Annotated in this window: 13 protein-coding genes; 12 read left to right on the top strand and 1 reads right to left on the bottom strand. The window is 64.4% G+C overall.

The window, feature by feature from the left end:
• Window positions 1-245 precede the first annotated feature (245 nt).
• The 4 genes from AB1K54_RS07900 to AB1K54_RS07885 all read left to right on the top strand — a co-directional run bounded on the left by AB1K54_RS07900 (window position 246) and on the right by AB1K54_RS07885 (window position 5,315).
• Complete coding sequence (locus AB1K54_RS07900; RefSeq protein ID WP_371202194.1) at window positions 246-1,046, top strand: hypothetical protein; 801 nt, start codon at window positions 246-248, stop codon at window positions 1,044-1,046.
• A gap of 601 nt (window positions 1,047-1,647) precedes the next feature.
• A complete protein-coding gene (locus AB1K54_RS07895) occupies window positions 1,648-2,928 on the top strand; it encodes a replication initiator (protein WP_371202193.1) in 1,281 nt (426 codons plus the stop codon).
• Between the two features lie 178 nt (window positions 2,929-3,106).
• Window positions 3,107-3,805, top strand: coding sequence for a hypothetical protein (locus AB1K54_RS07890; protein WP_371202192.1), 699 nt, complete (start codon window positions 3,107-3,109; stop codon window positions 3,803-3,805).
• The gene (locus tag AB1K54_RS07885) at window positions 3,798-5,315 is read left to right on the top strand and encodes a hypothetical protein (protein WP_371202191.1); all 1,518 of its coding nucleotides are present in this window, start codon (window positions 3,798-3,800) and stop codon (window positions 5,313-5,315) included. Before AB1K54_RS07890 ends, AB1K54_RS07885 begins: the two co-directional genes overlap by 8 nt.
• 347 nt (window positions 5,316-5,662) lie before the next feature.
• On the opposite strand, the gene AB1K54_RS07880 is transcribed toward AB1K54_RS07885, so the two are convergent.
• The gene (locus tag AB1K54_RS07880) at window positions 5,663-6,073 is read right to left on the bottom strand and encodes a hypothetical protein (RefSeq protein ID WP_371202190.1); all 411 of its coding nucleotides are present in this window, start codon (window positions 6,071-6,073) and stop codon (window positions 5,663-5,665) included.
• A gap of 102 nt (window positions 6,074-6,175) precedes the next feature.
• Between AB1K54_RS07880 and AB1K54_RS07875 the strand changes: the two genes are divergently transcribed.
• From AB1K54_RS07875 to AB1K54_RS07840, 8 genes are all read left to right on the top strand, one after another.
• Window positions 6,176-6,463, top strand: a complete 288-nt coding sequence (locus AB1K54_RS07875) for a hypothetical protein (protein WP_371202189.1) — start codon at window positions 6,176-6,178, stop codon at window positions 6,461-6,463.
• A 1-nt stretch (window position 6,464) separates the two neighbouring features.
• Window positions 6,465-6,818, top strand: a complete 354-nt coding sequence (locus AB1K54_RS07870; protein WP_371202188.1) for a hypothetical protein — start codon at window positions 6,465-6,467, stop codon at window positions 6,816-6,818.
• Between the two features lie 143 nt (window positions 6,819-6,961).
• Window positions 6,962-7,351 carry a hypothetical protein gene (locus AB1K54_RS07865; RefSeq protein WP_371202187.1) on the top strand — a complete coding sequence of 130 codons (390 nt, stop codon included), beginning with the start codon at window positions 6,962-6,964 and terminating at the stop codon, window positions 7,349-7,351.
• Window positions 7,344-7,673 (top strand): hypothetical protein, encoded by a 330-nt coding sequence (locus tag AB1K54_RS07860; RefSeq protein WP_371202186.1) that lies wholly within the window; start codon window positions 7,344-7,346, stop codon window positions 7,671-7,673. Before AB1K54_RS07865 ends, AB1K54_RS07860 begins: the two co-directional genes overlap by 8 nt.
• Window positions 7,663-8,712: a hypothetical protein gene (locus AB1K54_RS07855; RefSeq protein ID WP_371202185.1), complete on the top strand. Its 1,050-nt coding sequence runs from the start codon at window positions 7,663-7,665 to the stop codon at window positions 8,710-8,712. The genes AB1K54_RS07860 and AB1K54_RS07855 overlap by 11 nt, the downstream gene beginning before the upstream one ends.
• Window positions 8,705-8,869 carry a hypothetical protein gene (locus AB1K54_RS07850; RefSeq protein ID WP_371202184.1) on the top strand — a complete coding sequence of 55 codons (165 nt, stop codon included), beginning with the start codon at window positions 8,705-8,707 and terminating at the stop codon, window positions 8,867-8,869. Before AB1K54_RS07855 ends, AB1K54_RS07850 begins: the two co-directional genes overlap by 8 nt.
• Entirely contained in the window at window positions 8,862-9,062 is a 201-nt protein-coding gene (locus AB1K54_RS07845; protein ID WP_371202183.1) for a helix-turn-helix domain-containing protein, read from the top strand. Before AB1K54_RS07850 ends, AB1K54_RS07845 begins: the two co-directional genes overlap by 8 nt.
• Window positions 9,059-10,021 (top strand): tyrosine-type recombinase/integrase, encoded by a 963-nt coding sequence (locus AB1K54_RS07840; RefSeq protein WP_371202182.1) that lies wholly within the window; start codon window positions 9,059-9,061, stop codon window positions 10,019-10,021. Before AB1K54_RS07845 ends, AB1K54_RS07840 begins: the two co-directional genes overlap by 4 nt.
• Window positions 10,022-10,025: the final 4 nt, after the last annotated feature.

Raw genomic sequence — 10,025 nt, 5'->3', positions numbered from 1 at the left:
ACCTTGAAGGTGCTCCTCGAACTCGGTGAACTGGTCTCTAAGCAATTCCAATTCTCCCAGATCAGGAGCACTTTCCATCTTTACAACACGACCCGCAAGCCACTCAACGGCGAAAGCCCGAGGTTAGTCGGCTCTTCGCGGACGCCCTCAACGCGGCGAGAAACGCCCTCGAGCACTGTCTCTTCGCCGAAGTGGGGCATCGCCTCGACCGCCCGCTCTCCGGGCAAGAGTCGAAGGCGCTCGAAGTGCCCGCGCTCACTAGGCTCGAAGACTTCGAGACGTGGGCGAAGCATAAGCACCGGGCGTCGACCGGCCTCTTCGCGCCGGGCGACGACCTATACGAGCGCCTGTTACGCCTCCAGCCGCTTCAGCGAAAGGACAGCGACGCCCACCCGCTTCGAGTCCTGACAGCACACACGAATTACGCCAAGCATCGCGAGCCCTCACTCTCAGTCACGCGCGTGGCGCAGGTGACGCGCGACTCTGACTTGACCCGAAAGCCGATGGACTCGCTCGAGATCATGAAGGTGGGGAAAGTACTGGCGTCGGTCCCGCTCGGGACTCGTGAGCTCTTCTCGATTTGGCCCGAGGTGGCCGTACAGCGTCCGCACACGGGGCAGTGGCTGACGCTGATGAAGGACGTCGGTGAGATCGTCGACTGGGTGCGCACCATCGCGCTGCCTATCCTCATCATGGGACGTACGGACCTGCCGCGCATCCCTCCTCAACTCAACATCGATGTCGCCTACGACAGCACCGACGCTGCGTGGAGGGCCGCCGGCGAGATACCCGCCGCCAAGGTCATGCAGAACGCCATCGGCGCGGCGGGGTTACGCGTGAGCATGCTCGACATGCTCGTCCTCACTTATGGAGAGGGGTCACGGGACGCATTCCGCAGGTGGTTCGTTGCGATGGACGACGCGACCGTGATGGCGCGTGTCTGGCCCGTGCTCGACGCAGCGACCCGGCAGAACCACGGCAGGTACGCGCTCGCCATCGCCGAGTGGGCAGAGGAAGCCGGGGTCGACACCTCAGACGTCGGCTGACCAGCCGCACGTATACCGGTCCTCCTGCGCGCCGCGACCGTTGTGGACGTCGATGATCGGGCCTCGGTGACGTCGCGTCACGGAATCGGTGCGGACCGCCCGGATGTCCCGCTCGATGAATGGCCCGGAGACGGCGTCAAACGAGCGCAGAACAGGATCGTCGACCGTTCGGATCCGAAGGGCAACCACCGCCAGCGCAGTGCGAAGTCTCGCTCGCAACCTTCGATGTGCCGACCTCGCGCCGAGGTGTCGCTGACGACGCGGACGACCCCATCATCGATGCCAGTGCGTGCGTCAACGGTCGAGACCGAGGGACAGCCTCCCTCGGTCTCCTTTACGCAAACTTTACGCAGCTGAGCAGTCTGACTGCCTCGGTCGTGAGCGCTGACGCATATCGCTCAAAAGCGCGGCATGGAATCCTCCCAGGTCGCGCCGGGAACCACATCGAATGTCCATGAACACCCATGAACGTCCACGAACCTCAGCGAAAGAGCGGAGACGGAGGGATTTGAACCCTCGGTCCCCTTACGGGGACTCCACCTTAGCAGTGCCAGGGTGCCCGCAATGACTGCATGATTCTGCGGTTGGCTGCACGTGAGGCATGCCGTTCTTCGGGGTGTTCAGCGGTGCCGCTCCCCTGTCGCTCCCCTGGCTCGACCGGCATGAGATGCCGGAACGATCAATCCCAGAGAATCTGGAAGAGGTACTGCGCGAGCGGTTCTGCTCGCGTCCGGTTGAGGTATCACCGGGGCTGTTCGTGCGCTGCGGGTCGCGTCGTCGGTCGCAGTGTCCGGCGTGCGCGTCGATCTGGGCTGGCGATTCGGCACGTCTCGGACGAAGCGGTATCGAGGATGCGGACGGGCATCCTGTCGTCGGCTTTCGTTACGTGTTCCTTACGTTGACGGCGCCGAGCTTCGGGCGTACTCATCATGTGCCGAAGTGGGAGCGCGACGAGGGCAAGCGCTGCGGCTGCGGGGCTGTGCATCGTCGCGATGACGTGGCGTGGCGCGGTCTGCCGCTCAACCTGGACAGCTACGACTACGCCGGGCAGGTGCGTTGGCATCAGTCGCTCGGGCGGTTGTGGAACGCGACGGTAGCGCGGCTGCGTCGTGTCGATCCCGACATGGAGTTCTTCCGGGTCTTCGAGTCTCAGGCGCGGGGCGCGCTCCATGCTCATGCGATTGTGCGCGTCCCGGCTTACTCGCCCGTGACCGCTGCGGAGTTGCTGGACGCTGCTCGGGCTGCGTCAACGGTTCGTGAGGGCGTGATCGACGGTGCTACCGGCGAGGTGCTGATGGAGTCGTACGCATGGGGGCAGAAGGGCTGCGATGCGCGCGAAGTGAAGGCGCGGCATCAGGATGCGGCGGGCGTGCTGCCGGATGAGTCGGGATCGCTGCTGCGTGTGCTCGGGTACACGCTCAAGACGGTGATCAGCTACTCGCTCAAAGACCTTGCGTTTGGCGGGAGCATGGACGACATCACGCCTGAGCGGATTGTGTTCATGCAGCGGCTTACGGCAGCAGGGCGGTGGGAGCGCTGTCCGCGATGCCCGGAGGAAGGCGCGGCGGACTGCAAATCACCGGGGCATCGGCAGCTCGGGTTCTCGGGTCACGTCTTGTCGATGTCGCGACGCCGAACGAAGCGTGTGGAGGTCGCGCCTGGCGTTGTGGAAACCGTCGTATTGCGCGCTGGGTGGTCATTCGCGAACCTGACCCGGCGTCGGCTTCGGGAAGAGCGCCGCGCGTGGATGGATGCGAATTTGCCCGCCGATGTCGGCGGCGGCCTGGATGCCTCGCAGGTGCAGCTCATGGAGTGGCTGAACGAGCGGCGGGCTGCACGGTGGGGTGAACACGCATCGAGTGACTTCGCACGAGCGCCATAATGGCGACGGCCGGAGTGGCGACGGCGGGGGATTTTCCCAGTCGGGCCAGCGTCCCCGTGGCTGTTGCGCGGCGTTCCCGGAGTCGGGCCTGCGCGCTCGGTATCCTTGCGGATAGTCAATGTTGGTCTTCTGCGCGGGCTGACACCGATCCATTCCCCAAGATTTCTGAGGTCCGCCTATGCCGTCCCTACCCCCGCTCACGCTTGAGCTGTTCCACGTTGCGGCATCAGAGTTCGCCGCCGAGTTGCGAACGACACCGTTTCCCACGCTCTACGGTGCGACCGACGGCAAGGCCGTAGGCACAGCAGTTGAAGCGGAGTTCAAAGCGTACCTTCAGGAGCGCTTCGACATAGCCGTGGGCAGTGCCGCCAACGGTCTCGACTTTCCGACGCTGAACACCGACCTCAAAGTCACCTCCCTGGCGAAGCCTCAGTCATCTTGCCCGTACCGGGACGCCACCCAGAAGATCTACGGGCTCGGCTACAACCTGCTCGTTATTGTTTACGTCAAGGAAGACGACGCAGAACAGCGGGCGGCGTTCCTCGACATCAAGCATGTGGTCTACATCGACCAGGCGCGGACCGGCGACTACACATTGACTAGTCAGATCAGGTCGATCGTCGGGCAAATGTCAGATGGCCCGTTCGGGGGTCGGGAATCCGTGATCGAGGACCTCGACGCCCTACTTGAAGACAAGAACATCCCGCTGGATGAGGTGAGTCGACGTGTGCTCGCCGAGCGTTTGGTCGATGACGTGCCAGAACAGGGCGTGCTGACGATCTCCAATGCGCTCCAGTGGAGACTTGCGTATGGTCGGGCGATCTCGACAGCGGTAGCGGGGATCATCGCGCCCGAGGTGGTGGATCTAGGTGCCTAACAACGAGTTCGGCGACTTCCAGACTCCGCTCGCGTTGGCGGAGCAGTGCCTCCGCGTAGTGGGACTCCCGGCTGACGCACGCGTCCTAGAGCCAACGTGCGGGGTCGGCGCTTTCCTCCATGCCTCGGCAGTCTTGCAACCTGGTACAGAGCGGGTCGGTATCGAGACCCAGCCGGAGTACGCCGAACAGGCATCGCAGTGGGCGCATGTATCGGTCGGCAACATCTTCCTGACTGACCTCGCGAAGGATGTTGAGTGGCAGACCAACGGCCCGCTACGAGTCGTGGGCAATCCACCGTGGGTCACTTCCGCGGAACTCAACCGTATGGACTCCAAGAACCTCCCGCCGAAGGAAAACTTCAAGGGCGCAAAGGGCTTCGACGCTCTGCTCGGAGGATCAAACTTCGACGTGTGCGAGTACATCATCTTGAAATGCCTCGGGGACCTACGCAAAGAGCCGCTCCAGCTTGCGATGCTCTGCAAGACACAGGTTGCGCGGAACGTCATCGAGCACGCGGCCGCGGCGAAGCTTCCCATCGCGGCGGCCAGTGTGTATCGCATTGACGCGAAGCGGTGGTTCAATGCCGCAGTCGATGCGTGCCTGTTCGTCGTCACGGCGGACCCGAGCAACACCCCCGATTACACGGTGAACATCTTCGAGGATGTGTTCGCTCCGGACGCCGAGCCCACAAGCCGGTTTGGCGTGGTCGATGGCCGTCTCGTGTCTAACGTCGACGGATACCTCGCCGTTCGAGAGGCCGATGGGGTTTCGTCCCTGGTCTGGCGCTCGGGGCTGAAGCATGACGCCTCCAAGGTATTCGAGCTAGATGCCGCGCCCGCGCCGACGACCGCGCAGGGGGTCACGCTCGACGTTGAGAGCGAGTACGTCTTTCCCCTGCTCAAGTGCACCGACATCTTTCGGGGCAAGCATCGCGCGCTCAGAAAGTGGGTGCTGGTACCCCAGAAGGCCTTTGGCGCAGACACCTCGCACCTCGCGATGGTCGCACCGAAGCTCTGGGACTACCTGAACTCGAATGCCGAAGCGTTGGACGGGCGTAAGTCGTCGATTTACCGCAACCGTCCCCGCTTCTCGGTGTTCGGCCACGGTGACTACACGTACGCGCCCTACAAGGTCGCCGTGTCGGGCCTGCACAAGGAGGCAATCTTCCGCCTGGTTGCACCGATCCAGGACCAACCAGTGGTACTTGATGACACCTGCTATTTTCTGCCATTTGAGGACGGCACTGAGGCCGCAGTCGTGGCCGCTCAGCTCAACAGTCCCCAGGCTCAGCTTCTTATCGAGTCGCTGGTGTTCTGGGATTCAAAGCGCCCGATCACCAAGAAGCTCCTCGCACGTATCGACTTGTCGAAGCTCACGACCGACTCTGACGCCATCCTTCAGCGCGCCCAGGCGGTAGCGGAGGAAACCGGGATTGAGTTCGACACCGAACACGCGCTTGGTCTGGTTCATGGTCGAGCTGCCGAACAAGAGGCACTCACACTTTTTTGATGCTCGGCTCGTCCGCGGAGGCGACGCGTGATGGGCGGCATGGCGCGCTGAACGCACCTCAGGGACCCCGGGCACCGCAACGGTGACGAGCGGGTTGCCCTTTTGCTGGCGACGGTAGGACTATTTGGCATGCGCGATAGTCGAGGGCTAAGGGCGTTCACTCCCTGCGGCAGCCCCTGTATGGTCGCTGCCGACGTGAGAGGTAGCTCACAGTCAGGAATAGGTTCCGGCGAGGGCTGGACGCGGCGCGGCGAGAACGGCCGAAGGCCGCACGCGCAGCCGCGCCGCGTCCAGCTCCGCGACCGCGAAGCGGTCGCCTTGATCTGGTGAAGAACATCTCATCGCGGTCACGCGGATGATGAGGGCGCGCCCTCGATGGGCGGGAGGGCAGCAAGCTCAGCGAGAGTGACGGGTCGGTGCCTTCGGTCGTAGACGGCCTTCTTCGATGTACCGAGTTCGTCGGCAGTCTCCTGCTGCGAGAGCAGTGCTCCTTCGAGAGCAACCTCGATTGCCAGCCGTCGGGCGATCTCCGCGTGTTCGGCGGCGACGTTGAGGCTACGGAGCACTGCTCTGATGCGCGCGCGTGCGTCGTCTGCATCCTCACCCGTTGCAGGTGAGCGATTCGCGGCATCCGCAGCCGCCTGGTGCGCGTCGGCTGCGTTCTGGAAGTAGCGAGCTAGCTGATCCAGCCGGGGCGTCGTTCGCAGCGCGTACTCGCCTTCTGGACGGTAAGGACTTGGGAGCTTCTTGGGTGACATGCACCCATGATACGGCGTTTGGTTCCTGCGGAACTAAACCTGTGCTACCGTGGCACCCGAGGTTCGGATAGTTCCTCAAAAACTAAGACCAGGGAGCACGCAATGACTACATCGTTCACCGAGCAGGCGCGCCAGATCGCGCCTCTCATCGAAGGCCTCCGCCGCGAGGTCGAGGACTGGGCACACGCTCGTTCGGACAAGCCGCGCCCCGCCAGCACCAAGAGCCTGCGGAAGCTTGAGACGCTGCTTACGCACCAGCGGTCGGCACAGCTCGCCAAGGAGGTCACGGCGAAAGCTCGTTTCCTGCAGGAGTCGGGAACGGCGATCTATCCGAAGACGCTGCGTTCACGCATCGTCTGGGTGGCCGTGAACTTCTGGGGGTTCCGCTGAAATGGCCAACAACCTCGCGATCCCGATGGACGCACTCAAGGGTACCTCGCTGCTGTCGCTGTCGGCAGAGCCGCCGCGCCAGGTCTTCCTGTACGAAGACAAGAAGCGCACTGACAAGCCGCGCCTTTCAGAGGTGACGGGTCGCCCGTTGTTCAGGTTCAAGGGCCTTCTCAAGCTATCGGCGACGACAGCCGAAGAGGTGTCTCTGCTGCTGGACTCGGATGCTCCGCTGCCGCTGCTCCAGGAGATTCCGCTCGACTTTGGACGGTCGGTGCTCGGCGTCCGCCCTGAGGATGAGTTCAGCCTGATCCTCACGGTGACCGGCACGCTTCGCGCGGACAAGGGCGGCGCGTGATGCGTCGTTCAACTATCGGCTTCCTGGCGGCGGCTCTTCTCGTTCTGGGAGGGGTCGCCGCCGGGTGCGCCGCTTCGCCAACCGCTGCGCCGATCGCTTCCGTGACTCCGGCTCACGCTGACCTCACTTCGGACGCGTATGACATGCGGCTTGGCGAAGTAGAGCCAGGCACCGAGGCGGGCACCGTCAAGACGTCGATCTACGTGCCCGCGTTCTCGTCGGGCGTCTGGGTGCGGATGTCGGAACTCACGCCTGACGCTGTGTTCACTCGTGACGTGTGCCAGGTGGTCGTTACCGACACGGTCAAGTCGTCCTCGGATGCCTGCTCCGTTGAGGTCTTCGAACGGGACGAGAACGGCAACCTGCAAGGTGTCGTCCTCCACGTGGACGGCCTGGACGAGCTCGGCTATTTCGAGACGGACGCCCGCAAGCTGCGACAGATGCACGACGGCGCATGGTCGGGCGAGACGGGAACGCGCTCGGTGAAGCTCTGGGGCTACCTCAGCGTCAAGGGGGAGAACAAGCATGAATAGGTTCATCGGCTGGTCGGTCGTGGCGCTGATGACGGTGCTGCTGCTCGCCTTCGGGCTGTTCGGGGCACCGTCCGGCCTCGAATCCGTGGCGGTGCTTGGGCGGGCGCTGTGGGCGGTGATCGTCCTCGGGCTGGCCCTCGTGCTGCTCGCTCCCGCGCTGCGTCACCGCGTTCTTGGGCGAAGCAGGTTCCTCGCGACTGTGTTTCGGCCTCGGCTTGGTCGCGCGGCTCGTGCGTCGTTGTCGAAGTTCGAGAAGTCGGCGCTTGCTCGGCTGCGGCAAGTCAATCCGGAATGGGCCGTGGCTGCGGGGGGTGACTCGTGACGGGACGACGCGCAACGGTGACAAGGTGCGAACCTTCCCGGCGCTTGTGCGGATCGAGCTGCGCGCGCATGGCCCTGCGGCGGTCTTTCAGGTGGTGCCGGGAACTGTGCCGAGCGATTACGACGATGAGAAGGTGAGCGCTGCGCTGGGTTTCGCGGTCGAGTGCTCGTCGGCGTCGGCTTCGACGGTACGGGTTCAGGTGCGCAGTCGGGATGCCCTTGCGGATCAGGGGACGATCCCCTTCCGCATGGTTCCTCTGGCCGATGCTGCCGCTCCGGTGCGTATCGGTGTCACCTCGGAAGGCCCGTTCTCGCTTCCGATCTTCGGGCGGCAAACGCTGCTGGTTGGCGCATCGGGCGCGGGCAAGGGCAGCGTGATCTGGTCGGCGCTGGGACAGCTCGCGCCGAGCATCCATGCGGGCACGGTGCGAGTGCACGGCGTAGACCTCAAGGGCGGCGTAGAACTCACTGCGGGTCGTCCGCTGTTCCACGATGTCGCGTACAGCTACGACGAGGCGGCGGCGATGATCGAGCGGCTTGCGCTGCGGCTGGACGATCGGCTGGCGTACATGCGTGAGAACGGGCTGCGCAAGCACGTTCCGACTTCGACCGAACCGCTGGAGCTGCTGCTGATCGACGAGGCGGCATCGCTGTCGTATCTCGCGCCCGATACGAAGTCCCGGAACGCGGTAGACGCGAATCTGAAGCGGGTTCTTTCGACCGGGCGTGCTGCGGGGATTGCGGTGCTGGCGGCGATGCAAGATCCTCGCAAGGAGTCGCTGGCATCGCGTGATCTGTTTACGGCGACGGTCGCGCTGCGCTTCCGTACGAAGGATGACGCTGTGCTGGCGCTCGGATCGGCTGCGTATGAGGCCGGCGCCCACTGCGACCGCATCCCGACCACGAAGGCCGGCATGGGCTATGTGATCGACGGGGAGACCGGGGGCATCGTGCAGTTCCGGGCGTCCTGGGTGTCCGATGAGGACATCACGGAGATTGCGCGACGGTTCCCGGCTCCCGTGGCTGTGAGCGATGAGTGAGCTTGCGGAGCTGAACGCGCGAATCGAGCGCACCGAGCGCATCGCCATGGGTAAGGCGATGTGCGGGCAGTGGACGCTCGAAGACGACCAGCGGTTGGCGGCGCTCTACGACGAACGACGGAGCCTCTATCGAGAGAAGGGAAACGATCATGGCTGAACGCAAGAACGCCATGACCGATGTGCCGCTTTGGTACACGGAACAAGAGCTGGCCTCATTGCTGCGGGTTCACCCGTCGACGGTGTCGAGGCGGGTACGCGCGGGGTCGTTCCCGCTCACGCCTCTGGTGGTCGGAGCAAAGCGGCTGTATGCCGCTTCCGACGTTCATCGGCTCGCAGGCCTGGCCGCATGAGCATCGAGCGGCGAGAGACGGCCTCCGGGGTGAGCTGGCGTGTTCGGCTCCATTCCGGGGGCCGTGTCGTTGCGGATAAGACGTTCTCGACGAAGCGTGCAGCCGAGGCGTGGGAGCGGCAGCAGAAGGAGGCTTTGCACGGCGGCGGGTTCGTCCCTCCGAGCCGATCCAAGAAGCCGGTGTCTGAGGTTGCTGCGGCGTTCCTCGAAGCGCGTTCAGGGCAGGTTGCGCCGCACACGTTGCGGACGGATCGAGACAACCTCGCGGCGCTCCCTGCGAAGTTTGCGGCGCGTCCTATCGGCTCGGTTTCTGAGGCGGACGTCCTGGAGCTGCTGACTGAGCTGCTGGACAAGGGGCGCGCGCACTCAACCGTTTCACGGCTGAGAACGACGCTCTCGGCGTTGTGGTCGTGGGCGGTGCGGCAGCGGCTCACGCCGGTGAATCCGGTTCGAGGCGTGCGGATGCCTTCGGGCGCTGTGCAGGCGCATGAGGGCGCACCGCTGACGGCTGCGCTTCTGGCGACGGTGCTGGAGGCTCAGCGGGAACGTTCGCCGCATGGCGCGTTGATTACCGAGTTCCTGAGCCTCGCGGGCTTGCGGTGGTCTGAGCTGCGTGCATTGCGCGTCGGGGACTTGCAGGAAGTGCCGTTCCCTGGCGTGCGGGTGCTGAGGGCTGCGAGCGACGGCTATGCGGAGAAGGCTCCGAAGACGGCGCGGGGGCGGAGAACCGTCCCGCTGGTTGCTCGCGCGCAAGAGATAGCGCGGGCATGGGCTGCGGGCAAGACGCCGACTGACTACCTGGCGACGAGCGCGACAGGGCTGCAACTGCGAGGCACGTACTTCCGGCGAGCTGTGGCGTGGACGACGACCGCACCGGATCACACGATCCACGATCTGCGGCACTACTGCGCTTCAAGCTGGCTGCGCGCCGGGGTGCCGATCAACCAGGTTGCGGCGTAGCTTG

Origin of the sequence: Microbacterium sp. BWT-B31, from assembly GCF_041379855.1 — a bacterium.
GTDB lineage: Bacteria > Actinomycetota > Actinomycetes > Actinomycetales > Microbacteriaceae > Microbacterium.
The sequence above is the reverse complement of the archived record's forward strand: the minus strand, read 5'-3'. Positions and strand labels throughout refer to the sequence as shown.

Coding starts and splice junctions, on each gene's coding strand:
- AB1K54_RS07840 (WP_371202182.1), top strand. CDS start 9,059: ATGAGCATCGAGCGGCGAGAGACGGCCTCCGGGGTGAGCTGGCGTGTT.
- AB1K54_RS07890 (WP_371202192.1), top strand. CDS start 3,107: ATGCCGTCCCTACCCCCGCTCACGCTTGAGCTGTTCCACGTTGCGGCA.
- AB1K54_RS07850 (WP_371202184.1), top strand. CDS start 8,705: ATGAGTGAGCTTGCGGAGCTGAACGCGCGAATCGAGCGCACCGAGCGC.
- AB1K54_RS07845 (WP_371202183.1), top strand. CDS start 8,862: ATGGCTGAACGCAAGAACGCCATGACCGATGTGCCGCTTTGGTACACG.
- AB1K54_RS07875 (WP_371202189.1), top strand. CDS start 6,176: ATGACTACATCGTTCACCGAGCAGGCGCGCCAGATCGCGCCTCTCATC.
- AB1K54_RS07880 (WP_371202190.1), bottom strand. CDS start 6,073: ATGTCACCCAAGAAGCTCCCAAGTCCTTACCGTCCAGAAGGCGAGTAC.
- AB1K54_RS07860 (WP_371202186.1), top strand. CDS start 7,344: ATGAATAGGTTCATCGGCTGGTCGGTCGTGGCGCTGATGACGGTGCTG.
- AB1K54_RS07870 (WP_371202188.1), top strand. CDS start 6,465: ATGGCCAACAACCTCGCGATCCCGATGGACGCACTCAAGGGTACCTCG.
- AB1K54_RS07895 (WP_371202193.1), top strand. CDS start 1,648: ATGCCGTTCTTCGGGGTGTTCAGCGGTGCCGCTCCCCTGTCGCTCCCC.
- AB1K54_RS07865 (WP_371202187.1), top strand. CDS start 6,962: ATGCGGCTTGGCGAAGTAGAGCCAGGCACCGAGGCGGGCACCGTCAAG.